The sequence below is a fragment of the Arthrobacter sp. TMN-49 genome (genome assembly GCF_054511095.1).
In genome coordinates this window covers 1-23,024 of record NZ_JBTNDH010000014.1, presented here as the reverse complement: position 1 = coordinate 23,024, position 23,024 = coordinate 1, and the positions used below count along the sequence as shown (strand labels likewise).

Below are 23,024 nucleotides of genomic sequence, written 5' to 3'. Positions count from 1 at the left end.
CCGCTCATATAGAGCGGGGCCAGAGCCTTGTGCGTGAATCGGTTAGGACGTGAAGCCCACAGTGGTCCAGTCAATGGACTGGAATTGTGCCGCGCCGTAGTTGACCAGACCCGTCTTCACACCAAGCGTGTTCGGGGTCGGGGTTAGCGGGATGACAGGCGAGTAGGCAAAGATCGTCTTGTCGATTTCGTTGGCAAGCTCAACGCGCTTCTCGGGATCGAGCTCCGCATTGGCCGCGGCCCACATGTCCCCGAGCTTGTCGTTGGTGAGCCCGGTGAAGTTCTGACCGGCATCCGCGGGGTAGAAGATCGACTCCGACGAGGCAACCGGGTACGCGGTGCCGGACCAGGCGAATCCGGTCATGTCGAAGTTGGACTTGAGCACGTAGTCGGAGAAGAACTTGTCGGCCGGAACGGTGTCGTTCTTGAGGGTGATGCCAACAACTTTCAGATTTGCCTGGAGCTGCTTGAAGATCTGCTCTGCCACTGGGTTGTTGGCATCGAGGGTGTACGTGATTTCAAGCTTTGCGCCGTCCTTTTCCTGGGTGCCGTCGGCGGCCTTGGTGTAACCGGCTTCCTTGAGCAGTTCCTCGGACTTGGCGGTGTCAAAGCCGATAACTGACGTGGCGTTGTCTGTGTAGCCCTTCTGGCCGGGCATGTAGATGTAGCTATTCTGGCTGGACACCGGCGCACCGATGGGGCTCAAGCGGCTGGCGGAAATGGTGTCGCGGTCAATGGCGCGGGCCACCGCCTGGCGGATCTTCGGATCGGCCAGCGGACCCTTGGAGCCGTTGATGGTGACGTGGTTCCAGGTCAGGCCGCCGGACTGCTGGATGGCACCGTCGGCGCGCTTCTTGGCGGTGTCGTAGTTGTTCTTGTTGGTGCCGATGCTAAACGCGTCGAGTTCCTTGTTGGCGTAAGCCTGGGCAAGGGCGTCACGGGAAACCACCTTCATGATGATCTTGTCCAGCTTCGGCTTCTGGCCCCACCACTTGTCGTTGGGGACAAGGGTGATGACCTGTCCGGCGGTGTCAACCTTGGAGACCTTGAACGCACCGCTGGAGGGAAGCGGCTTGGACTTATGGCCCTCATTGAAGGCCTTAACATCAGCAGCAACGGCTGCAGGCAGGATGGCCGTTTGGACCGCGCCGGCCGTGCTGCCGCCGAGGATGGAGGGCCAATCCGCGTTCTTGTTTTTGAAGGTCATCTTGAAGTTGTAGTCAGTGTCCGAGCGGGTGACCGATTCGATGTCCTTGTAGACGTTGTCCCCCACAATCTGGTAATCCTTGTTGCTGCCGTTGTTCGCCTTGATCGTGGCGTCGTAGTCCTTGTAGGTGATGGGAGTGCCATCCTCCCAGACGGCTTTGGGGTTGAGCTTAATCTCAACAACCTGCGGATCTTCGCTGACGAGTTTCACATCTGTCGCATAGTCGGGGTTGAGTTCCCAACCACCGTCGACGGTGTTGCGGACAGGTCCACCCGTGGTGGGATCGAGGATTTCACTACCTGCCTTGACATTCCCGTCAACCTGCATCGTATTCCAGTTGTCAGGCATCTGGTCAACGGCAAGGGTTAACGTCCCCCCTTGAGTTACCTTGTCATAGCTGGCGACTTCCCAGGCTGTTGTGGGTAGCGTTGCCGAGTTAGCAGCTCCCTTGCTTTTTTCCACGGCGGAATTGCCGCCGCCGCCAGCACTGCAGCTGGTGACCGTGAGGGCCAGAGCTAAGACTCCGGCTCCGACCATCTTGTTAATGTGTTTCATTATTTCCTCCCATTGAGTGTTCCCGGCGGGCCATCGCTCGCGTCCCGACGGGTTGGTGGTCGCGGTGGGTCTTGTGCGGTGGTTACTAGGTGGCCATAAGGTCAATGTGCTCGGCGTGATGGCAGGCCACGAGGCTGCCATTGACCGGGCGTCCTTGCGGGTCATCGCTGCGGCACAGTTGCTGACCGGGCTCATCCATCAACCGGTAGAGCGGGCAGCGAGTACGGAAGTTGCAGCCGCTGATGTCTTCGGTAGGACTGGGCAGGTCCCCGTCAAGGATGATCCGCATCCTGGTGCGTTCCACCACCGGGTCCGGCACGGGGACCGCGGAGAGCAGTGCCAGGGTGTAGGGATGCTGCGGGTTGTCGAAGATCTGTTCCGTGAGTCCGCTTTCCACAATCCTGCCCAGGTACATGACGGCAACGGTGTCGGCAATCTGCCGCACCACGGCCAAGTCATGGGCCACGAACAAGTAGGACAACCCCAGTTTTTCCTGCAGGTCCTGCAACAGGTTGATGACGCCGGCTTGGATGGAAACGTCCAACGCGGAAACGGGCTCGTCCAACACCACGATCTTGGGATCGGTGACAAGTGCCCGAGCAATGCCGATGCGCTGGCGCTGCCCGCCCGAGAATTCGTGCGGATACCGTGACGCCATCGACGGATCCAGGCCCACGACCTCCAGAACATCCGCAACCTTTTTTAGCCTCTGCTTGGGCGCAATGCCGTGGACCGTCAGCGGCTCCGCCACAATGTCCTGAACGGGAAGCCGCGGATCCAGGGACGCCATGGGGTCCTGGAACACCACTTGGATGTCCCGGCGCAGCGCTCGGCGTTCCTTGGCGGACAGCGTTGCCACGTCCCGCCCGTTGATGATGACCTGGCCGGCCTGGGGTTTGGTCAATTCCAGAATCTCCATGATGGTGGTGGACTTGCCACAGCCGGATTCGCCCACCAAGCCCAGCGTCTGGCCAGCCCTAATTTCAAAACTGACACCATCCACGGCCCGCACCTTGCCGATGGTGTGTTTGAATACCGAGCCTTTGGTCAGCGGGAAGTGCCGCTTGAGTGCGGCAACTTCCAACACGCTTTCCGGGGCAACCACTGCGCGCTCGGCCGCTGCAAGGGGCGCCGGTACGGGGTATAGTCCAGCGCGCTTGAGCCCGCCACTGGCGATTTCGGAAACCCGCAGGCAGGCCGAGGAATTCAGCGGGTCATCGCCAATCATTGTCAGCGGCGGTTCGCTGGTCCGGCAGGCGTCGATCGCCACGGGGCAGCGCGGCGCAAAAGGACAACCAGGTGCCAGATTGCTCAGCTGCGGCGGTCGTCCTTCCAGCGGCACCAACCGGGTATGGCCGGCGGTGGCCAGATTCGGCATGGAACGCAAAAGACCAATGGTGTACGGCATCGAAGGCGCACTGAACACCTGGTCGACTGTTCCGGTCTCCACGATCCGCCCCGCATACATGACGGCGAGCCTGTCAGCATTGCCGGCCACCACACCCAAATCGTGAGTGATCAGTACCACCGCGGCGCCTGTCAGCTCCTTCGCCTTCTGCAACACCTCCAGGATCTGCGCCTGGATGGTGACGTCCAACGCCGTCGTGGGTTCATCGGCGATAATCAGGCGAGGGTTGTTGGCAATGGCGATGGCAATCATGGCGCGCTGGCGCATGCCGCCGGAGAATTCATGCGGGAAGGCCTGGGCGCGGCGTTCCGGGTTGGGGATCCCCACCACCTTCAGCAATTCCACGGCGCGCACGTTGGCCGCCAGCTTGGACAGCTTGCTGTCGTGCAGTCGCAGCGCTTCGGCGATCTGGGCACCGATCGTATACACGGGGGTCAGCGCGGACAGCGGGTCCTGGAAAATGATCGAAATACCGTCGCCGCGCAGCTTGGACATGTCCCTGTCGCTTCGGCCCAACAGCGATTTGCCTTCAAAGAGGATGTCGCCGGTGACCTTCGCCGAGGAGGGTAGCAACCCCATCACCGCCAGCGAGGTGACAGACTTTCCCGAGCCTGACTCGCCCACAATGCCCAGGAACTCGCCCTGGTCCACGTGGTAGTTGACGCCGCGCACAGCTGTGACGGCACCGCCTGGCTGAGGGAAGGTGACGGTGAGGTCACGTACTTCCAGCAGGTGCTGTGCGGGGTTCGACGGCGTGTTCAGCTTGGGTGCCTCGGTGGCTTCTATGCTCAGGTTCTCAATCACGGTTTACTCCGGAGGTTGGATCGACGGCGTCGCGCAGGGCATCGCCGACAAGACTGGCGGAGAGCACAGTAAATACGAGGATGGCGGCGGGGAAGATGAAGAGCCAGGGGCGGGTTGCGGCGGCACCCTGGCCTGCGGACAGCAGCGTGCCGAGGGAGACGTCCGGCGCCTGGATGCCGAAGCCGAAGAAGCTCAGCGTGGTCTCGCTCAGGATGGCACCGCCCACGCCTAACGTTGCGTCGATGATCAGCAAGGAGGACACATTGGGCAGCACGTGCCGGCGAATGATGGTCCAGGTGTCCACGCCCATAAAGCGGGCCGCCTTGATGAAGTCACGATCCCGCAGCGACTTGGTCTGTGCGCGGATCACGCGGGCCATGATCATCCAGCCAAAGCCTGATAGCAGGAAGATCAACGCCACCCAGGACAACGATTTGAAGATGGGGCTGAGCAGGATGAACAGGAACAGGCTCGGAAGTACTAGCAACAGATCGATGACCCAGACGATGGCTCGATCCCACCAGCCGCCGAGGTAACCGGCAATGGCGCCCACAATGCCTGCAATGATGGCAGCTAGGGGGCCCACGAGGAGGCCGATGATCAGGGATTTGCGCAGGCCAACAATTGTTTGGGCGTAAATGTCCTCGCCGATGTCGCTGGTGCCAAACCAGTGTAGGGCCGTAGGGCTTGAGCCCATGTTGTACACGTCAAGATCGGTGGCGTTCCACGCATTCGGGATAAGGCCAAAAATAGCCCACAGACAGATGCTGCCCAGGCCAATGATGCCCACCCAGAAGCGCGGTGTGCTGCGCAAACGGGAGAGGATAAGACGGGAGCGGGAGACCGGCTTCTTGGACTGAATAATTTCGGTGTCACTGGCGGTGACGTCGGCGATGGTAACTTCTTCAAGAATCGACATGCTTATACCCTCACTCTCGGGTCAAGGGCTGCGTACACAATGTCCGCCAGGGTTCCGGCGATGAGGATCAAGATGGCGTTGAACAAGATGGCCCCGGTAAAGGCGTTGATGTCACTTTGGCTGATCGCCTGGACCAGCATCTCGCCCATGCCATGCCAACTGAAGACAAGTTCGGTGACGGCCGCACCAGCCAGGACGGTGGCGAAGGAGTAGGCAAAATACGTTGACATGGGAATGAGGGCCACCCGGACTCCGTGCCGCACAAGGGCTGATTGGCGGGTGCGGCCCTTGGAACGCGCGGTGCGGATGTAGTCCGCCGCCAACACGTCAAGCATGGCGCTGCGCTGGTACCGGGAGTATCCGGCGGCTCCCATGAGTGCCAGCGAAATGGTCGGGAGCAACAAGTGAGCGGCACGGTCCCAGAAATGTGTCCACCAGCCTCCCTCAAGCCCGGCCGTGTATTCACCGGTGAAGTTGATCAACTGCAGGCCCAGGAAGTCATTGAGCGAAGTTGCCAAGATCATCAACAGGATGCCGATCACAAAGGCCGGCATGGCCAGGACGGTAAAGGATGCATAGGAAATGACTTGGTCGCTGGCCTTGTACTGCCGCACAGCGCCCCAGACGCCCAAGGCAACGCCGACGAATGCGGCGATAAAGGTGCCCAAGATGAGCAGGCGAAGGCTGGTGCCAGCTCGGGCCATCATTTCGGTGATGACGCTGGTGTTGTGGATGGTGTCGCCGAGGGAACCCTCCGTCACCAACCTCATAATCCATGCCCACAACCGCTCAATCACCGGGGTGGTGGGGTTGACGCCCAAGCCGTCGAGGATCGCGTTGATGGTTTCATCGGAGGGCCGAGGATTGCGGCCAAGATACCGGCTGGCGGGATTCAGAATCACACTCGCCAAGACGTAAGCGCTGAGGGTCGCAATGGCTGAAAGAATCGCGTAATTGATGAACCTCTTGACGATGAAGCCGATCATCGGATCAACATCTGTCGAGCACTACCCGAGGGCTTCGTGAATCGACGGGCTACGCGCTGACGTGGAAAGTGCAGTGGCAAGAAATCATCCTCATAGCTTGTCTGTGGAAAGGGGCCATGGTTGACGGCCTGAATGCCACGGATGGGTTGTTAACCCAGGGACAGCAGAAGAAAGGTGATTCCCCCATTGCCTTTACCTGTATGTGGCAAATGTACTCTGGGTCACAGTCAGCCCAGCACCCATTTACCTCCGGGACCCCCCGTTACTGACCGATCGGTAGTTTATTTGCCCGTCACCCAAGACGAAAGTACCGAGAACATGCGGCGGACCGGTGACAGCCCGGCACAGGAACGTAATGAAAGCGTTACCTCCACTTTCCGCATTTAGGTGTTTTGGATAACATCTGGCGGTAATTAAAGGCCATTCGACCCGAGGTGCCGGGCCCGTGGCCGGAACTGATGTGTCTCCGTCGGCGAGGTGAGGGGACCCGTGTGTTTCGTCAAGTTAAAGTAGGCCATTTCAGCGCTAAGAATCAGGCCACCGCGGCACGTTTTGTGCCATTTCAGCGGTCTGCTTACTTCATCGACGCATTTCTGACTCGGTAGGACTCACCACGGAACTTCAAGAGTCGCCCGTGGTGTACCAGCCGGTCGATGACGGCTGCGGCCATATAGTCGGCGCCGATGACTTGGAATAACAGCCTGGTCCCTTCCATTTCATTCGGAGGGTAGCCCAGTTCATCAACCTATGCCGATATCGACATACATTGATGGCGGTGGACTTTTGCCCATGGGAACCGACGCTGCAGGGGTATTCTTCCGGATCGTGCATGCCGCCTGCGAGAAATGCTCCATTGCGATTTCCCGTTATCTCCAATGGATCTAGGCAGGTCTCACTAATGATCCGGGGGTGTTGCCACCGAGATTGGGATGAAAGCGAGGTGATTGCTGATTAGGGGCGTGAGCTCAAACTGTCGGCGTCGCTAGCCTTGCGGAGGGCCACATGTTGGGGTCTCCACCACGCTACGCATCAGTCGAATTGTTTTGCAACGAGTTCAGCATTTGCCTGATCCCAATGCTCGACCATGGTGGAGCCGCCATGGCCGTCACCCTCGTCGATTATGAGGCTTGACCCTGGCCAGTGACGGTGCAGTTCCCAGGCGGTGATCGCGGGCCCGGAAATGTCACGTCTTCCCTGGATGAGCGTTCCCGGTATGTGTTGTATAGGTTCCATGTTCTCGATTAGAGGTTGGTCATTAAAGCCGACGTGGGTCCAATAGTGTGTGGTGAGCCGGGCAAAGGCCACGCGAAAGGTTTTGTTCTCCCACCGGGGATCTCGAACGAAGTCACCTGCACCGATGGAAACGTGAGTATCTTCCCATAACGCCCACTCGCGAGACGCTGCGTCGCGGGTAGCCGGGTCCGTTGAGTTCAAGAGCTGTGCATATGCCGCGACTAACCGGCTCTCCCCACGCCTGTATCCGATTCCGCTTCGTTCAGCGTGTGAGGCAAATCGGTCCCAGGCTTCCGGAAAGATCGCGCCGACTCCTTCAGTGATCCAGTCAACTTCTTGCCTGTTCGTGGTTGTGACGGCAAAGAGGACAATGCCGCTAACACGGCCCGGGTGAGCTTGGGCGTACGCGAGGGCAAGGGTCGATCCCCAAGAGACACCGTTGATGATCCAGGCTTCTACACCCCGTGCTTTGCGAAGTGCCTCTATATCGCCAATGAGATGTGCAGTGGTGTTGGCATGTAGCGAATTTCCTGGGTCTGACGCATGAGGGAGGGAACGCCCGCAGCCTCGTTGCTCGAATCCGATGACGCGGGTTCGTGCCAAGTCAAAGCGTCGACGATACCCGCTTGAGCCGAGTGTGCCGCCGGGGCCGCCGTGCAGGTAGAGCGCTGGTACACCATCAGGTGATCCCCACTCCTCCCAGTAGATGCTCTGACCATCCTCGACATTGAGCATGCCCTGCAATCGTGGAGCCTCATTCATTCTTGTCACGCTGCTTTCAATCGATTGGGACCGGTACACATTTTCGTCCTATCCGGGCCTGTTCTATCCGGTCTGTCCTATCCGTGCCTTAGCTGCCCATCCCAGCTCACCCAGTCAGTCAGGTCAAGGCTCCCCGAGTACATCGAAGGGATGCACGGAGTAGTACTTAAATTTGCCGAGCGACTTCTCCTCCTGTTCTACGTGAACATCACTTGCGCCATCCGAGATACGATACCGAAGAGCGGGATCCAAGACGACGGTGAATCAGATGTGTTCGATCTCGTCGTCCCCGTCATCATCGGCAATTTCGGGCCGGCCCTGAAGCATCGTGTACATGATGGTTCTCTTGCTACCGGCCGGTGGCACCTGGTGCGGTTGGCAGATGGATCTCAAGGCGGAGCCCGCCAGAGGGGCGCGGGGCAATAGTGAGCGTTCCGTCGTGTGCGTGGGCAATACTTTCGACGATTGTCAGGCCGAGGCCGACGCCGGGATGGTCGCTGGTACGGGCGCGTTCAGTGCCGCGCTGAAATCGTTCGGTGAGTGTGGAAGCCAGTTCCTCGGTGAGTTGCTCACCAGTGTTCTCGACGATGAGCGTGACGGATTCGGGGCTGGCCATCGTTCTCATCCAGACTGTCCCCTGCTGCGGGAGGTTGTGGACAATCGCATTGTGCAGGAGGTTCGTAACCATCTGTAGCAGGAGTGAATATGAACCAATTGTTGGGGCGAAGTCGTTGGAAGTGTCAATGGTGACTCCGCGCTTTTCTGCAAGAGCGAGCAGCGTTTCGGTGGCTTCTTCCACGAACAGGGAAAGGTCCACTTGTTCTCGCGTGAAGGTTCTTTGGTCGGCCCGTGTGAGCAACAGTAGCGCTTCGGTGAGGTCGATGGCGCGAGTGTTGACGGTGCCCAGGCGAGCGAGGAGTTCATTCGTGTCACGGTTTGGGTCGTTTCGTGCCACGTTGAGAAGTGTCTGTGTTATTGCCAGCGGGGTGCGAAGTTCGTGGGAGGCGTTGGCGGCGAATCTCTGTTGTTCGGCAACCTGCACTTCGAGCCGTTCTAGCATCGTGTCGAAGGAATCGGCGAGTTCGCGGAACTCGTCTTTGCGGCCCTCCAAGCGGATTCGGTGGGAAAGGGATCCTGTCGCTGCGATGCGGGTTGCCTCGGTGATTCGGGACAGTGGCGAGAGCATGCGACCGGCGAGGAGCCAGCCGCCGAGCAGCCCGAATATCAGCAGGAACGCCAGCACTGTGGCGGCCGCTGGTCCGAAGGCGCGCTGGAGGTCGGAGCGGTTGGGAACGAAGCCACTGCTGCTGGCGATCGCACCGTCAGGGACATATCGCAAGAGGAAGACCCACACGACGGCGAGTAGCAAGGCTCCCGCGATCATGAGGAACCCGACGTAACTGAGGGTGAGTTTGAGCCGTACGCTCATCCCTGGCGCTCTATGCACGTCCATGTCCTTCGCTCCCGGCGACGAGTTCTGTTTCGATGCGGTATCCAACGCCTGGCACAGTAGCGATGACCCAAGGTTCGCCGAGGCGTTTGCGCAGTGCTGAGACGGTGATCCGTACGGCGTTGGTGAAGGGGTCGGCATTCTCGTCCCAGGCACGTTCTAAGAGTTCTTCGGCGCTGACAACACCACCTTCGGCGGCGACGAGTACTTCCAGGACAGCGAACTGCTTCCTGGTTAGCCCAACGTAACGGCCCTCTCTGTAGACTTCGCGGCGGAACGGGTCCAGTCGGAGTCCGGCAATTTCTCGCACGGGCGGTCTGTGGTGTGCTCGACGGCGGTCGAGGGCACGGAGCCTGAGCACCAGTTCTTGGAGTTCGAAAGGTTTCGTGAGGTAGTCATCGGCTCCGAGTCCGAACCCGGATGCCTTTTCATCGAGACGGTCCGCGGCGGTAAGCATGAGAATTGGCGTACCGCTGCCTGAAGCCACAATCCCTCTGGCGACCTCGTCACCTGATGGCCCGGGGATATCGCGGTCAAGGATGGCGATGTCGTAGGTGTTGACGCTCAGCAGTTCCAGGGCAGTATCTCCATCGCCGGCGATGTCTGCTGCGATCGCTTCCAGGCGTAGACCATCGCGGATAGCTTCTGCCATATAGGGCTCGTCTTCGACGATCAACACGCGCATACTCCCCATGCTACGAGGTGAGACATATCGTTGGCGTATCGAAAACCTCATACGTGCTGGCAACACCGCGCGGTCTTGACTGGAAGCATGACCTACAACGAACCAGTACGAACGCCCCGCCGACGGAAGTCATCGACAATCGTCATCGTTCTGACGGCCGTCTTGGCATTGGTGGCCATCCTCTCTGTCGTCATCGCGGGAGTGTTTCTCGGTGCTCGCGACACCTATCCAGTGTCATCCTCGGGTGATTCGCCCGCCTCCGTCGCCGAGAAACCTCACGGGGAACACCGTGGGAAGCAATCCGGCGGGACTGGTGTAGCTGGCGGTGAGGTCCCGAAAGACACGACAGTCGTCTCTGATGTTCCGGCGGTTGTTAACCTGGACCCGGCTCTGCGCGCCGCCTTGGGCCGGGCCTCCAGCGACGCATCCAAGACGGGGATCAAGCTTTACGTCAATAGCGGGTGGCGTTCGGCAGAATTCCAGCAACAACTTCTCCAGGAAGCTGTCACTACCTACGGTTCGAAAGAGGAAGCCTCCCGCTGGGTGGCAACAGCAAAGACGTCAGCTCATGTGTCCGGGGACGCGGTAGACATTGGGTCCTGGGACGCCAGCACGTGGCTGGCCACGAATGGCGCGAAATGCGGAATGTGCCAAATCTACGACAACGAAGCGTGGCACTTCGAGCTGCGGCCCGAGGCTATAGACAACGGGTGCCCCGCCAAGTATTTCGATCCAACCTTCGACCCGAGGATGAAGCAGTGACCAGCGTTCTCGGCAGCGCCCAGTCCACAGCCATTGAGCTCTGTCCCCCTACACTGCAGACGATCCCCGAGTCGATTGCGAGGAACATCGCCGTCGTACGAACCCGATCTCGCGCACAGATCATGGCGGTGGTAAAAGCAGACGGGTACGGGCATGGAGCCCTTACCGTGGCTCGTGCCGCGGTCGCCGCCGGAGCGCAGTCTCTTGGCACCACAGACTTCAACGAAGCCATTTACCTGCGTGAGGAGGGCTTGCGGGTGCCGATTCTGGCTTGGTTGAACCCCTCAGGTTTCGATGCTGCGGCCGCTGCGGCAAGCAAGATCGACATCTCGGTCGGCTCGGTCGAGGAATTGCAGACAATTCTCCGGCAATCTTCCTCTCCAGCTGTCCGTGTTCACTTGCACATGGACACTGGCATGTCTCGCGAAGGCGCACCCAGCTCTGAGTGGGACATCCTTCTCCTTCTCGCCCTCGACGGACAACGCCGAGGCAAGATCCTCGTCGTCGGTCTCATGGGGCACCTACCGCTAGCTGACCAGGCAGACCCAAAAGCAAACGAAGAAGCCGTTTCACTGATGCGTGCAGCCCAAACCAAGATCGCGGCTGCGGGGTTCAATGCTCCGCTCACCCACTTGGCGGCTACAGCAGGGGCACTGACGGACCCTGCCACCCATTTCGGAATGATCCGTCTCGGGGCTGGTCTTGTCGGCATCGACCCGAGCGGAACCACCGAACTGGCCGGCGCGTCCCGCCTGACCGCGCCTATCGTGCACAACGCCATCGTGAGGACAGGAACAGCTGTCGGCTACGGCGGTACGTACATCACCGACCGGACAACTCGGCTGAGCACACTGCCAGTGGGCTACGCCGACGGAATCCCTCGCGAGATCTCCCCGGACGCCTCGGTGGAGATTCACGGCTGCCGATACCCGGTGGTTGGACGCGTCTCGATGGATCAGATCGTTATCGACACCGGATCTACCTACTACCCGCGTGGCACAACGGCGACCCTGTTTGGCCCACGGGGCGGGGTCACACCAACCATCCAGGACTGGGCCCGGTGGGCCGGGACCATTCCCCACACCATCGTCACCAACATCGGATCACGAGTAAGAAGGACTACTGCATGACACAGCACATCCTAGTTATCGGCGGCGGCCAGAACGCCGAACACGACGTCTCGCTGGCAACCGCCGAAGCCATCAGCAAGGCACTTCGCAGAAACAGATTCGTGGTCACCGAGGTCACCATTGGCCGTGACGGTATATGGACGCACGCCCGGCGACCACTAGGAACGAGCGCCACCACCTCACTGGCAGGGGCACTGTTCTTCTTCAGGCAGGCAGACGTGGTTTTCCCCGCCCTGCACGGCCCCTTGGGCGAGGACGGGACGCTAGCAGCGTTGTGCGCACTTGCCCAGAAACCTGTAGTCGGCTCAGGGCTGCGGGCCGGGGCGCTCGGTATGGACAAATGGGCAACCAAACTTGTTGCCGAAGCCACCGGGATACGCACCGCACCAGGAAGGCTGGTCCACACAAGTGACATGGAATATATCAACTTCGAGACAGCCGTTGTTGTGAAACCAGCCTCCTCCGGTTCCAGCTACGGCGTCGGCTTGGCACAGGACGCGAACCAACTGCGTGAGGCGCTGCGCACGGCAGCCCGCTACGACGACCGGATCCTCATCGAGCACCTCGTTCACGGACGGGAGATCGACGTTGCCGTCATCCGCGAGGCCGACGGAAGTTGCTGGGCTCCGCCGCCGCTTGAGATCCACACCAACGGCTTGTTCGACACAACCACGAAGTACGACGGCTCGGCGCGGTTTAGCGTTCCTGCGGACCTCTGCAGCGCCGAGCGCGACTCAATCACCCTGGCGGCACTGGAAATGTTCAACGCGCTCGGTTGTGCCGGTGTAGCGCGCATGGATTTCTTCCTCACCGACGAAGGGCCCATCCTCAACGAGGTCAACACAATGCCCGGAATGACAGCCGAATCTCAAGTGCCCAGGATGTTTGCGGCTGGAGGACTCCCGTATGAAGAACTAGTCGTCCGGTTGGTGAAAGCTGCGACAGCGCCAACAACCAGCTCCCCTGCGGCGGGACAACCGGAAACATTGGGCCTAGGTCACGCGCTACCGCGATAAGCCTGAATAGTCAGCCGGCCCGGTATCAACAACGCGGTGATCGCGCCACCCTACGCCTCGTCAACCTACAGCTTTTAGGGCCTTGGACTTCGTGTCTTGATCGATCGAGTGATGCTGGGGCTGTGGGGTTGCGTCTCCCCTGGTGCGTTCTTCACGGAGCTTTCGCTGTCTCCTGGCATTGACTGGCTTTAGAGCCCGTATCAACACATCGATTCCTTACATGCCTGTCTCTTCGGGCCCCTTCCGCTACCTCGAAACTGGTGAAATTCGTGCGCTCAATATCTGTGGTTCTCCTTTGGTGTCTGCTGGGCACGCTCTTTGGTGCAGCGTGTGTGTTTGCCCGTGCCAGTGAATCTGTTTTTTGGGTGAATGCAGCAGATTCTTGGGTGCTCTGGGCGCTGCTGCTCACCGCAGCCGCGCTTGCGACTCGGAGCATGTGGACTAACGTCTTGACAATCGCAACAGCCGGGCTCAGTGCGTTGGGTGTCTACTACGTCCTAAAAGCTCATCTGGCGCTTGGCTTCTCGCGTCAGGTGGACCGGGGCTTTGAGGTCTACCTGCAGCAGGACAATTTGCTCAATTGGTTCATGGTGGTGCTGGCCGCAGCTGTGCCGGCAGGGCTAGTAGGGGCAAAGATACACCGCCTGCTTCATTCTTGCGGACCACGGCGACAACGTCGCGGTGGGACTCGGCAGGGAAAGGCTTCGGCACGATCAACATCCTTGCAGCAAAGAGTAAATCCTCATATGTCAGGAGTTAGCCAAACCGGAGGCAGACCCACGCGAGGAGCTCTCTAAACTAACCCGTACCGTTGAGAGCTGCAGAAGTACCTGCCCGCGTTTTCATATCCATATTCGGCGGAGGTGGACTGCTGGACTGTCATGGGGTCAGCGTCACTTGCGGTTGTCGAGTTGTTCACGGACTGTCTCGGCCATGCGGGAGAGCGCAATTCCGAGGTTGCGTTGCTGCGTGGTGCTCAGCGGGTCGAACACGAGCTCGCGCACGCGGTTCACATGACCAGGGGCACTCGTGACGACTTTCTTCATTCCGGTTTCGGTCAGCGTGGCGCGCGTGTATCGCCCGTTGTCCGGATCAGGGCTACGGGTAACCCAGCCGCGTTGCTCGAAGCGGACCATGACCTTTGATAGTCGGGGCTGGCTGCTGTCGCATTGAGTAGCCAGGTCGCTGAGGCGCAGGGTGAGGTCTGGGGCCATGGACAGGCGGGCGAGAACGCTGTATTCGTAGTTCGTCGTCTCGGCGTCGCGTTCCAGCTGCCGATCGAGCAGGGTCGGCAGTGCGATCACGACGGTGAGCAGGTCCTGCCACACAGCCTGCTGGTGCTCGTCGAGCCATCCGGGCGAAACAGTCATGACACGAAACTATACCCGAAACTGGGCGCGCTTGACTTGCCTAGGCAAGTCAGGCAGAGTCTCCCTTAGTTGCCCAGGCAAGTTCCGGCGCGGCGTCCGGTCCTCGTCACCGTAGGACCGCTAACCACAATCACAGCCACAATCAGGAGAGTCCAGTGAAAGCAATTCGCTACCACCAGTTCGGAGGCACAGAGGTTCTGCGTGTAGAGGAGGTGGAACTCCCCGTGCCCGGCCCCGGCCAAGTGCTGATGAGAGTTGCCGCGACATCGTTCAACCCGGTGGACGACCACATCCGTCAGGGCGTGCTCGCGGAAGCCATCCCGACCCCGCTGCCGATCACGCCGGGCCTAGATGTTGCCGGCACGATCGTCGAACTGGGTGAGGGCGTCACCGGGCTACGGATCGATGACTTAGTCATCGGGATGTTCCCGTTGAACGAGCACGGCGGCGCCGCGGAGTACGCGGTCATCGCAGCCGAGTTCGTCGCCATTGCTCCCCGCACTCTGCCACTTACCGATGCTGCGGCGCTGCCGCTGACCGGGCTGGCAGCCCGGCAGGCCGCCATCGAACTGGCCGATATCAAGGCCGGACAGAGCGTGCTGGTCAACGGCGCGGGTGGGGCAGTAGGCAGCATCGTCGTGCAACTCGCCGCCGACGCCGGCGCGGCGGTGACCGCCGTCGACGGGCCTCAGCATGCCGATCGTCTCCTCGAGCACGGCGCCTCCAAGGTCGTCGGCCCGCTGGATCTCGACGCGGGCCCATTGGCCGTGGGTGGGCCATTCGACGTCGTGATCAATCATGTCCGCCTCGCCCCGGAGGGTCTGGCAAAACTGACGGCCTACGTCGCTGACGGCGGAATTGCTGTCAGCTCCGCTGGAGCTGTGCCAGCCGACGGCGAGCGCACAGTGCGGACAGCGAGCGTATGGGTGACGCCAAACGGTGCACACTTGGCCGACTTGGTGTCGCGACTGGATCAGGGCCGGATCAAACTCAACATCGTAGACCGCCGGCCGCTGCAGGAACTGCGCGCCGTTCACGAAGACGCGGAAAATGGCAAGCTACTCGGCAAGACCGTCCTGACGGTCAGCTAACGGCTGCGGAGGATGACCTTGCGGAACACGCAGCGTCATCCTCCGATTCAGTAGGCTCCAGCGTTCGACGTCGACGGGACCAATAGCCTAGACATGCTTACATGGACCTGAAAATCACGAAGAGCCATACGATCCCGAAAATAGTGTCAATGACACCTAGGATTTTCCCTCCGGGCGCAGGGACGCCGTGAGCTTCGGCCTTGCCAGCAGCTGAAATAGCTAGGGGCCCTAGGATGATTCCAAAAACGAACAATCCGATAATGCCCATGGCAAACGCCGACGAGCGATGACTACGCCCAGTCCGCAACAAAAAGTCCTGGTAAATGGCACCTTGCATATCGTTCGGGCTGGCTCCAGATACTCCCGCCGAAAATTGTCCAGCTGGCAGCAGGACCTTAGCCCTACTGCCACGCCCGGCCATCACCACAGCCAGTATGATCCCGACAAGTACCAACAGGATGATCATTATCGCCCAGGGGCTTTCCAAAAGTCGTCCCACAGATACGTCACTTTCGCTCAAGCGCATGTCCCGAAGAATCATGCGCACTGGAACGGTGATATCCACCATTCATATCGAGCGTCACTTTAACGCGAGGGGTCTGACATTCTTCTATCAAGTCAACACCACAGCCCGCTGGACTTCATGGGAGCTCGAGCCTATCTTTGGTCGCAGAAGTTGAACCGTTTTACGATGGAAAGGGTCTAGCTACTACGCACCACCAATGACAATCGAACGACTCGGATCAGCATCGACGGGAGCTCTCCAATGCGCATGAACCGCAGCCTTGCCGAGTCCACCCGCCGCCAAACGGAGGCGGAACCTGAAGACTGGGAAGCCACCTACGAGCTCATCGCCAGCGGGCTGAACAGCGACCGCGGCCGCCACACGATCCGCCTGCTCAACGATGTCTCTCTGGCCGCAACAAATGAGGACGTCAGGAACCTATTTGTAAGGATCGCTGGTGGATTCTTACAAATAGGCGTATAAATGTAATAAAGGTCGTCCGATTCTGACAGTTAGGTCCCCATGCAGCAACCTCCGCACGCGGACGACAATCTCGACCCAAATGCCCTACGAAAATCCGCACTCGCTCACGAACCAACACATGTCTTTCCTGAAGGGTGTTACGAGACACTGACGTGGGAAGGGAAAGCCGATGCCTTTCGCCAGAGCATGGCGCTGGGGAGCCTCTCCGGCGAGCACTATGATGCCTTCGTCCCGCCGATGATCGCCGACATCAGGTTCCAGCCTTCAGGACATGCTCTCGCCTTGGCAGAAGAATCGGCCATAGCTATCGCCCGGTTCGACGAGCGCTACGGCCAGCACGTGGCACCTTTTGCCACACTGCTCCTCCGTAGCGAATCTGCCGCATCGTCGCGAATCGAAAACCTTACGTCCAGTGCCCGCAGTCTCGGGGAAGCGGAGCTGGGATCCACCGAAAAGGTCAACGCAACGCTCGTCGTTCGCAATGTGCGGGCCATGGAGGCGGCTCTTGCCACTGCAGATGAAATGGACACGGCCAGTGTCCTGCGCATGCACGAAACACTCATGGCAGGAACCCCCGATCAGGACGTAGCGGGCCAATGGCGGAAGCAGCAGGTCTGGATCGGCACCAGTGTAGTTTCCCCAGTCGGAGCAACCTTCGTCCCGGCGAAGTTCGAACGCGTCCCCGAACTCATGGACGACGTCATGTCCTATGCACGCCGACCCGACCTCCCTGTCATGGTCCAGGCCGCTATCGCCCACGCCCAATTCGAGACCATCCACCCGTTCACCGATGGAAACGGCCGAACGGGACGGGCGCTCTTTCACTCGATGCTCAAGCACCGTCGCATAGCTTCGCGCGTCACCGTCCCTGTGTCCGCCGGTCTGTTGGCCAACGTCACGGGTTATCATCAGGCACTGACGCTCTACCGGGAAGGTGATCCGGATACGATCATCGAACAATGCGCAGAAGCCGCTTTTCTTGCCATCGACAACGGCACCACCTTGGCTAGCGAAGTTTCGCAGATCACCAGTTCCTGGCGCGAGAAGATCACTGCCCGCAGTGATGCAGCCGTATGGAAAGTCTTGGACTTGTTGGCCAGACAACCAGTGGTCAATGCAGCCACGGTCCAGGGCCGGCTGGGGTTGGACTACATGCGCAGCAAGCGCGCCATGGACTCGCTGGAAGCCGCCGGGATCGTCGTCGGCGTCGACAAATTCAAGCAGGGCCGGTTCTGGCGGGCCCCGGAGATGATCGATGCGCTGGACGCCTTCGCAGAACGGGCCGGACGCAGGACTAAACCCTAGGCGCCAGCACACCGATGAACGTTGGGCAAAGACAAGGACAGAGAACCGAGGGCGTCTTCAAAGTCGTTTAGCTGGTAGATAGGCCGGCGATTTTGAGGGCGCGGCATGGATAGTTGCGTGCGCCGCGGGTGGCTTTGGCAAGGTTGGTTTCTCCATCGAGGCGCAGGATCGTGTGGCGATATTCCGCAGGGAGACCATAACACGGGGTGCGTTGCCCCCGCCGTACCTGGCTGGCATCTTCGCACCAGGTCACGTCCCGGCGCCAGCGGAGGCCGTTTTCAATGCCACAGTGTCCACAGATCAAGGAGCCTATGAGTTCCGGTTTCCCTTGTGCCAGCGTCAGTGATGTGATGATGTAGACGTTCTCGGTTGACCACTCCAGGGTCCCGAGGTGCCGGGATTTGCGGGTGATCTGGGCGGCGTCAGGGAATTTGATCCCAGCCGCCACACTGACGTACTTGACGGTCCGTTCAATCTCGCGGCCGTTGGCAGTTTCGCGGGTCTTGTTCCTGGCACGGACCCGCTTCCACGGCAGGGCGCGGACCTAGTCATGAAGTTTGGGCTGATTTGTCTAACGGTGAGCACGTAGTGGGCTCCCCGAGAGTGTAGATACTCGTCATACTCCCGCTGCGTATGCAGTGCATCGGCGGATATAACAGCGTCCTTGAGATCCTTGACACCTTCCAGCAGGAGCTTGAAGTAGGTGATCTCATCGTGTTTCTGGGAAACGTTCGCCTGCACGAGCACGGGTGCCATTCCGCGCTCTCAAGGGCCATGCTGACGAAGCGTGGAAATCGTCTGGTGCTTACGTCGTACTCCGGGAATGGCCAACAGACATCCAGCTCACGGAGTTCAACCCCGCGTACGAGTACAAGGACCGCAGTTCTATGCTCCCGCTCGAAGAGTTGCAGGCTGCCTGGGACCTCGCTAAGCCTGTCCTCTACATCGGCAAGGCCGGCAGCCTGAATCGAGGAGTAAACCTCAAGAAACGGCGCAGCCTGTACAAGCGGTACGGAGTCGGGACGACACCCAACCACGCCGGCGGAAGGGCCATCTGGCAGGTGCCCAACGCAGCCGACGACCTTCTCGTTAGTTGGACGGCGACGCCGAATGTTTGCCCTGTCTGCATCGACGAGAAATTGCTGCGGCGATTCATAGCCGACTTCGGCATGCTGCCGATGGCTAACAGAAAAAACGAGCCCCCTGCAAACACCCAGCGCCTTGCCGTTGGGAGCCGGCAGGCTACTAAAGACCATCTCCGCGCGCCAACGCGATCTGCAGAGATGCTTCTGCTGGTCACTACCCCTCCTACACGCGCCTTCTCAATCTCCTCTTTCACCTGCGCTACAACATCATCGATTCGATAGCCTGGGTGGACCGCGATGAGGACGCACCCAGCAGCCCATCTGCGCCGGCGTGCTGGCGCTTAGGCAGCTGCCGGCCGCCTAGTCGCCGGTCATAGTGGTGGCTTTTCCGCCGATTTTTCCCTTGATGTCTTTGATGCTGGCTTCATTGCCGCCGACGACGTACCAGTCCTTGCCGTCCAAGATGTGGGTCACTATGACTCCAGCCTGCATTTCGCCATAGAAGTCGATGGCTTTCTGCTTATCCTCGGGCGAATCAAACATGTACATGACGTAGGAGTCGTTGCAGGTCTTTCCCTGGCCGCCACCAGTGATCGCCTCCGAACCTGTGTCGTCTGAGCTGCAATCGACCCCGGCGGATTCAATCGCAGCCTGCAGCTCGTCAAGAGAGCTATAGTTGCCGCCGGATGATGAGCAACCGCTCAAGACCCCGGCGAGCAAAAATGTGAGTGCGATTGCTCGGAATGACTTCTTCATGATGGTCCCCATTTTGATCGTGACGTGGCTGTTCGCCATCGAAATTCTAAGGTATCGGGGAGGACCGACATTCCGGATTCGACGATGTCTACCGCCGCTCCCCTCTCCGCACACATGAGCGTCACGTAACTGACAACGACCGGGTTTGCGTGACAGAGATAGAGCGACGCCTTTTGGAACACACTTCGCCCATTTCAGCCCATCCGGCGCCCCTGTCATATTAACGAACGTATAAATGACAAGAGGTTCAATCCATGCTAATTGGCTACATGCGGGTATCAAAAGCCGACAGATCACAAAGCACCGATCTTCAACGCGACGCTCTTCTCTCCGCCGTGGTCGACGCCTCGAACCTCTTCGAGGACCATGCCTCGGGCAAGAAGAATGACCGTCCCCAATTGGCCGCCTGAATGAAACGGATGCGCACTGGGGACACCTTGCTGGTGTGGAAGTTGGACCGGCTCGGCCGGGACCTGCGCCACCTAGTCAACACCGTCCACAACCTCACCGACCGTGGCATCGGATTGAAAGTGCTCACCGGCGAGGGCGCTGCCATCGACACAACCACAGCCTCCGGCAAACTCGTCTTCGGGATCTTCGCTGCTCTGGCCGAATTCGAACGAGCCCTCATCTCCGAACGTACCATCGCCGGACTCGCTGCCGCACGGGCCAGCGGACGAAAAGGCGGACGCCCCTATATGATGACGGCGGCAAAGGTCCGCCTGGCAATGGCCGCTATGGGTCAACCCGAAACCAAGACTAGTGATCTCAGCTCAGAACTTGGCATCACCCGCCAAACCCCCTACCGCCATGTCTCACCCACGGGCGAACTCGGCCCTGATGGGACAAAGCTCCTGAACCTAGAATAATGGCCGCGCAGCTGACTTCTGATATTCGGCGCAGCCTCCTTCAGAAAATTACAGTTGCAAATGGCGGGGTCTCCCCAGCGGTAGATGTCACCCGTCCCCCAGCGCGCGGTAAGCGGGGTAAGCGCGGTATTAGTTATAGTCAGCGGTGATGGTGCGGGCTATGCCGTCAAGGCGGATGATACTGCCGTGAGGGATGATCCACTGTGGTCGAGTGTGGCCAAACGGGACTCCAACGCAGACCACGACATCGGAGCTATACCGAGCGATCTGCTCGACGACGGCCTCGCGCTGAGCGGCCCGCAGTTGCGCACGCTCACCCGCACCGGGGAGAGGCGAGTGCATTTCGCTGACTGGTGGACGGGCGACGATCACGCCGGCGACGACTTCCAGAACTCCTCGCTCGCCGAGGGCGCGCACCCACCGTCTCACGTCGGCTGCGGAGGGAGTCTCTTCACTGGTCTCGAGTAGGAGAATTGCACCAGTAAGATCTTCCGTGGACGGCATCCGATCAGCCAGCGCTATCTGATCGATGACCTCGATGCACCCGCCCCACGTTCGACCTTCGGCGATCGCTTCCGGGCCAGCCCAGGTCCACGGCTCGCTCGGTTCGCGTATACCGAATTCGCTCAGCGCGCGGGGGTCTGCCCAAGGGACACCGAAATCTTCCGACTCACCGGGTTCTGTTAGCTCGAGAACGCCACCTTCCAGGAGAGCTGCGCACAGCGAAATCCGATGTACCTCGTCTAGGTGCGGGCCAGGGCCGATGTGAACCTGTGTAGATCCCCCGTAAAAGCTGGGGACTCCGAGGTTCCAGAGCATGTTGTGCAGATTGGTGTTGTCGCTGTAGCCAAGGAAAGGCTTCGGGTTCGCTGCAAGTACCGTGCTGTCGATGTGCCGGACGACTGTGATTTGGTCGTCGCCGCCGATGGTCGCCAAGACCGCCCGAATCGTCGGGTCGGCAAAAGCCGCGGTGATGTCCTTCGCGCGCGCCTCGGCACTGGCTCCCAGCAGTCGTGTCGTCGGATACTCAACGGGTATGAGTCCCGTCAACTCCGTCAGGCGTTGCATTGCTTGTTCATGCACCGCCTCCGACACGGCAGGCGCCGCGAAAGCCGGTGATAGAACTGCTACGCGATCGCCCGGTCTGGCCTTCGGGACTTTGATGAATGGCTGCGACGTCATTAGACCATTGAACCAGACAACCGCTTCGCCGCTGGAGCCTGCGGTAGAAGCCTCTATATCGGCCAACAGGGCAGGTTGTTTGCAGCTTTCGTAACGAGTAGGGCAGTCGAATCCATCAGAATCCGTGATCGTCTAGGTCGCAGCTGAGGTTCGTCATACGGGGTGCGAAATCGTCGACACCCCTTTCATTCTTGTTGTGCCAGTCGAGGCTTTTTAGTTACCAGGGAGACAATCTTGTTGCCGCATCTAGTGGCCCACGGCCGGCAAACCACGCCATGAGTGACCGACGGTCGCCGGATGATTCAAGCCTTTCCGGGACAGTAGCGAGTAGTACTGGGAGATCCCAAGCCACGTACTCTTCTGGCCAGTCCAGCGGGGTGTAGCCAAGTCCTAGATCGACATGGTGCATTTCCACTTCGCGGAGTCTGTGCGCAGGACAGCCAGCTACTCCGTAGCGTCCCCCACCCAGAAAATGGCCATTGGGCCACCCATCAACGGTGCATCGGGTGAAGATCTCCTCGAGACGCGACATGCTGACGTTGAGGTCGGCGATGATCTCGGCTGCCGAGCGTGTGGAACCGTCCTCTATCTCGTTTTGGCGCTGCTCTTGGCCGCTCTCGTATTTCGGCACGTCTCGCCCCTCTAGGGACCCTAGCAGGCGGCGTGCATGGGCATCGGCGTTACGGGCCAAGTGAGTCAGTACATGGCCAACGTTCCAGCCGGGAAGGTTACTTGCCGATTCGATGTCCTTGTCGGCCAACTGAGCCACACGTTGCGCCAAACGCGCCTGCGCTTCGCGGCACAATCGGGACGCGTGCTCGGGCTCATTCTCAAGATTCACGCGCAATCCAACCTCTTCGTAGTCTTTCGTTCCATGAACAATCCTAGCCAAGCAGCAGAGTCGATGTTCCTGTCGGGACCATATCCTGAGCTGGAGTCATCAGCACCTAAGAAGGCGGAAGAATCGCGAACAGCCCTAGAAATGATTCAACAAGCGCGGCGTATTGCCCAGCGAAGGTTTCTCAAACGGATCTGCCGGTAAGGCCCCGGTCCCCTCATGCCTAGTGTCAGTTGGGGTTCCCCGCAAGTTGTGGACACGTGTTCTGCATCACGCGGCTTGCGTGAGTGCTTCTTCTTTCATTGCATGCGGCTCTTTTTGAGCGCGTAGGCCCTGCTCATGCTCCACTGGCGGCACCATCCCAAGCTTCGAGTGAAGGCGTTGACGGTTGTAGAACTCTTCAATCCAGCACGCGACTGCGGTCTTTGCCTCGGCCCGTGTCAGCCAGGTCTTACGGTCATAGAATTCAGTTTTCAACGTGGACCAGAATGACTCCTGCATCGCGTTATCCCAGCACACCCCCGTGCGTCCGACAGATTGCAGGATCCCTAATTCCTTTGAGGCTTCCCATAGCTGTGTCGAGGTGAATTGCGCGCCGCGGTCTGCGTGGAACACCACGTCTGC

General features: G+C 59.7%; 20 protein-coding genes and 1 pseudogene. 7 read left to right on the top strand and 14 right to left on the bottom strand.

All coding sequences use genetic code 11. The features are described from left to right. Nucleotides 1-42 precede the first annotated feature (42 nt). The 8 genes from ACX80E_RS08190 to ACX80E_RS08155 form a co-directional block, all read right to left on the bottom strand. Entirely contained in the window at nucleotides 43-1,761 is a 1,719-nt protein-coding gene (locus tag ACX80E_RS08190) for an ABC transporter family substrate-binding protein (RefSeq protein WP_459301434.1), read from the bottom strand. An 85-nt stretch (nucleotides 1,762-1,846) separates the two neighbouring features. Next, entirely contained in the window at nucleotides 1,847-3,973 is a 2,127-nt protein-coding gene (locus ACX80E_RS08185; protein WP_459301433.1) for an ABC transporter ATP-binding protein, read from the bottom strand. Next, a complete protein-coding gene (locus ACX80E_RS08180) occupies nucleotides 3,966-4,892 on the bottom strand; it encodes an ABC transporter permease (RefSeq protein WP_459301432.1) in 927 nt (308 codons plus the stop codon). The genes ACX80E_RS08185 and ACX80E_RS08180 overlap by 8 nt, the downstream gene beginning before the upstream one ends. A 2-nt stretch (nucleotides 4,893-4,894) precedes the next feature. Beyond that, on the bottom strand, nucleotides 4,895-5,878 hold the full coding sequence (locus tag ACX80E_RS08175; RefSeq protein ID WP_459301431.1) for an ABC transporter permease: 984 nt from the start codon (nucleotides 5,876-5,878) through the stop codon (nucleotides 4,895-4,897). A gap of 574 nt (nucleotides 5,879-6,452) precedes the next feature. Continuing rightward, on the bottom strand, nucleotides 6,453-6,593 hold the full coding sequence (locus ACX80E_RS08170) for an ATP-binding protein (protein WP_459301430.1): 141 nt from the start codon (nucleotides 6,591-6,593) through the stop codon (nucleotides 6,453-6,455). Between the two features lie 314 nt (nucleotides 6,594-6,907). Next, on the bottom strand, nucleotides 6,908-7,873 hold the full coding sequence (locus ACX80E_RS08165) for an alpha/beta fold hydrolase (protein WP_459301429.1): 966 nt from the start codon (nucleotides 7,871-7,873) through the stop codon (nucleotides 6,908-6,910). A gap of 349 nt (nucleotides 7,874-8,222) precedes the next feature. Continuing rightward, nucleotides 8,223-9,302, bottom strand: coding sequence for a sensor histidine kinase (locus tag ACX80E_RS08160; RefSeq protein ID WP_459301428.1), 1,080 nt, complete (start codon nucleotides 9,300-9,302; stop codon nucleotides 8,223-8,225). A gap of 10 nt (nucleotides 9,303-9,312) precedes the next feature. Beyond that, the gene (locus tag ACX80E_RS08155) at nucleotides 9,313-10,008 is read right to left on the bottom strand and encodes a response regulator transcription factor (protein WP_459301427.1); all 696 of its coding nucleotides are present in this window, start codon (nucleotides 10,006-10,008) and stop codon (nucleotides 9,313-9,315) included. A gap of 87 nt (nucleotides 10,009-10,095) precedes the next feature. Between ACX80E_RS08155 and ACX80E_RS08150 the strand changes: the two genes are divergently transcribed. The 3 genes from ACX80E_RS08150 to ACX80E_RS08140 are packed head-to-tail and all read left to right on the top strand — an operon-like array spanning nucleotide 10,096 to nucleotide 12,916. Continuing rightward, nucleotides 10,096-10,770, top strand: coding sequence for a M15 family metallopeptidase (locus tag ACX80E_RS08150; RefSeq protein ID WP_459301426.1), 675 nt, complete (start codon nucleotides 10,096-10,098; stop codon nucleotides 10,768-10,770). Beyond that, nucleotides 10,767-11,900 carry an alanine racemase gene (alr, locus tag ACX80E_RS08145; RefSeq protein WP_459301425.1) on the top strand — a complete coding sequence of 378 codons (1,134 nt, stop codon included), beginning with the start codon at nucleotides 10,767-10,769 and terminating at the stop codon, nucleotides 11,898-11,900. Before ACX80E_RS08150 ends, alr begins: the two co-directional genes overlap by 4 nt. Then, nucleotides 11,897-12,916 (top strand): D-alanine--D-alanine ligase family protein, encoded by a 1,020-nt coding sequence (locus ACX80E_RS08140; RefSeq protein ID WP_459301424.1) that lies wholly within the window; start codon nucleotides 11,897-11,899, stop codon nucleotides 12,914-12,916. The genes alr and ACX80E_RS08140 overlap by 4 nt, the downstream gene beginning before the upstream one ends. Before the next feature lie 893 nt (nucleotides 12,917-13,809). Here the strand turns inward: ACX80E_RS08140 and ACX80E_RS08135 are convergent. Then, complete coding sequence (locus ACX80E_RS08135; RefSeq protein ID WP_459301423.1) at nucleotides 13,810-14,286, bottom strand: MarR family winged helix-turn-helix transcriptional regulator; 477 nt, start codon at nucleotides 14,284-14,286, stop codon at nucleotides 13,810-13,812. 155 nt (nucleotides 14,287-14,441) lie between these two features. On the opposite strand from ACX80E_RS08135, the gene ACX80E_RS08130 reads away from it, so the two are divergent. Continuing rightward, nucleotides 14,442-15,377, top strand: a complete 936-nt coding sequence (locus tag ACX80E_RS08130) for an NADP-dependent oxidoreductase (protein WP_459301422.1) — start codon at nucleotides 14,442-14,444, stop codon at nucleotides 15,375-15,377. A 97-nt stretch (nucleotides 15,378-15,474) separates the two neighbouring features. Here the strand turns inward: ACX80E_RS08130 and ACX80E_RS08125 are convergent, their stop codons facing one another. After that, nucleotides 15,475-15,945, bottom strand: a complete 471-nt coding sequence (locus tag ACX80E_RS08125) for a hypothetical protein (RefSeq protein ID WP_459301421.1) — start codon at nucleotides 15,943-15,945, stop codon at nucleotides 15,475-15,477. A gap of 204 nt (nucleotides 15,946-16,149) precedes the next feature. Between ACX80E_RS08125 and ACX80E_RS08120 the strand changes: the two genes are divergently transcribed. Together ACX80E_RS08120 and ACX80E_RS08115 are read left to right on the top strand one after the other, a co-directional pair. Beyond that, nucleotides 16,150-16,365, top strand: coding sequence for a hypothetical protein (locus tag ACX80E_RS08120; protein WP_459301420.1), 216 nt, complete (start codon nucleotides 16,150-16,152; stop codon nucleotides 16,363-16,365). A gap of 186 nt (nucleotides 16,366-16,551) precedes the next feature. Beyond that, nucleotides 16,552-17,670, top strand: a complete 1,119-nt coding sequence (locus ACX80E_RS08115) for a Fic family protein (RefSeq protein ID WP_459301419.1) — start codon at nucleotides 16,552-16,554, stop codon at nucleotides 17,668-17,670. Nucleotides 17,671-19,115: 1,445 nt separating this feature from the next. Here ACX80E_RS08115 and ACX80E_RS08110 read toward each other — a convergent pair. After that, on the bottom strand, nucleotides 19,116-19,550 hold the full coding sequence (locus ACX80E_RS08110; RefSeq protein ID WP_459301418.1) for a hypothetical protein: 435 nt from the start codon (nucleotides 19,548-19,550) through the stop codon (nucleotides 19,116-19,118). Nucleotides 19,551-19,765: 215 nt separating this feature from the next. Between ACX80E_RS08110 and ACX80E_RS08105 the strand changes: the two are divergent. Next, a pseudogene (locus ACX80E_RS08105) lies at nucleotides 19,766-20,380 on the top strand (recombinase family protein). Between the two features lie 129 nt (nucleotides 20,381-20,509). On the opposite strand, the gene ACX80E_RS08100 reads toward ACX80E_RS08105, so the two are convergent. The 3 genes from ACX80E_RS08100 to ACX80E_RS08090 form a co-directional block, all read right to left on the bottom strand. Continuing rightward, nucleotides 20,510-21,562, bottom strand: a complete 1,053-nt coding sequence (locus tag ACX80E_RS08100; RefSeq protein WP_459301417.1) for a S66 family peptidase — start codon at nucleotides 21,560-21,562, stop codon at nucleotides 20,510-20,512. Between the two features lie 217 nt (nucleotides 21,563-21,779). Further along, on the bottom strand, nucleotides 21,780-22,403 hold the full coding sequence (locus tag ACX80E_RS08095; RefSeq protein ID WP_459301416.1) for a maleylpyruvate isomerase family mycothiol-dependent enzyme: 624 nt from the start codon (nucleotides 22,401-22,403) through the stop codon (nucleotides 21,780-21,782). Nucleotides 22,404-22,670: 267 nt separating this feature from the next. Next, the coding region (locus ACX80E_RS08090) for a transposase (RefSeq protein ID WP_459301415.1) at nucleotides 22,671-23,024 on the bottom strand (354 nt) is incomplete at its 5' end.

What these genes read in the sequence shown, in the direction of transcription:
- ACX80E_RS08190 (WP_459301434.1), bottom strand. Translation starts at nt 1,761, where the DNA reads ATGAAACACATTAACAAGATGGTCGGAGCCGGAGTCTTAGCTCTGGCC.
- ACX80E_RS08180 (WP_459301432.1), bottom strand. Translation starts at nt 4,892, where the DNA reads ATGTCGATTCTTGAAGAAGTTACCATCGCCGACGTCACCGCCAGTGAC.
- ACX80E_RS08175 (WP_459301431.1), bottom strand. Translation starts at nt 5,878, where the DNA reads ATGATCGGCTTCATCGTCAAGAGGTTCATCAATTACGCGATTCTTTCA.
- ACX80E_RS08170 (WP_459301430.1), bottom strand. Translation starts at nt 6,593, where the DNA reads ATGGAAGGGACCAGGCTGTTATTCCAAGTCATCGGCGCCGACTATATG.
- ACX80E_RS08165 (WP_459301429.1), bottom strand. Translation starts at nt 7,873, where the DNA reads ATGAATGAGGCTCCACGATTGCAGGGCATGCTCAATGTCGAGGATGGT.
- ACX80E_RS08160 (WP_459301428.1), bottom strand. Translation starts at nt 9,302, where the DNA reads ATGAGCGTACGGCTCAAACTCACCCTCAGTTACGTCGGGTTCCTCATG.
- ACX80E_RS08155 (WP_459301427.1), bottom strand. Translation starts at nt 10,008, where the DNA reads ATGCGCGTGTTGATCGTCGAAGACGAGCCCTATATGGCAGAAGCTATC.
- ACX80E_RS08150 (WP_459301426.1), top strand. Translation starts at nt 10,096, where the DNA reads ATGACCTACAACGAACCAGTACGAACGCCCCGCCGACGGAAGTCATCG.
- ACX80E_RS08140 (WP_459301424.1), top strand. Translation starts at nt 11,897, where the DNA reads ATGACACAGCACATCCTAGTTATCGGCGGCGGCCAGAACGCCGAACAC.
- ACX80E_RS08135 (WP_459301423.1), bottom strand. Translation starts at nt 14,286, where the DNA reads ATGACTGTTTCGCCCGGATGGCTCGACGAGCACCAGCAGGCTGTGTGG.
- ACX80E_RS08125 (WP_459301421.1), bottom strand. Translation starts at nt 15,945, where the DNA reads ATGGTGGATATCACCGTTCCAGTGCGCATGATTCTTCGGGACATGCGC.
- ACX80E_RS08120 (WP_459301420.1), top strand. Translation starts at nt 16,150, where the DNA reads ATGAACCGCAGCCTTGCCGAGTCCACCCGCCGCCAAACGGAGGCGGAA.
- ACX80E_RS08115 (WP_459301419.1), top strand. Translation starts at nt 16,552, where the DNA reads ATGGCGCTGGGGAGCCTCTCCGGCGAGCACTATGATGCCTTCGTCCCG.
- ACX80E_RS08110 (WP_459301418.1), bottom strand. Translation starts at nt 19,550, where the DNA reads ATGGCGAACAGCCACGTCACGATCAAAATGGGGACCATCATGAAGAAG.
- ACX80E_RS08100 (WP_459301417.1), bottom strand. Translation starts at nt 21,562, where the DNA reads ATGACGTCGCAGCCATTCATCAAAGTCCCGAAGGCCAGACCGGGCGAT.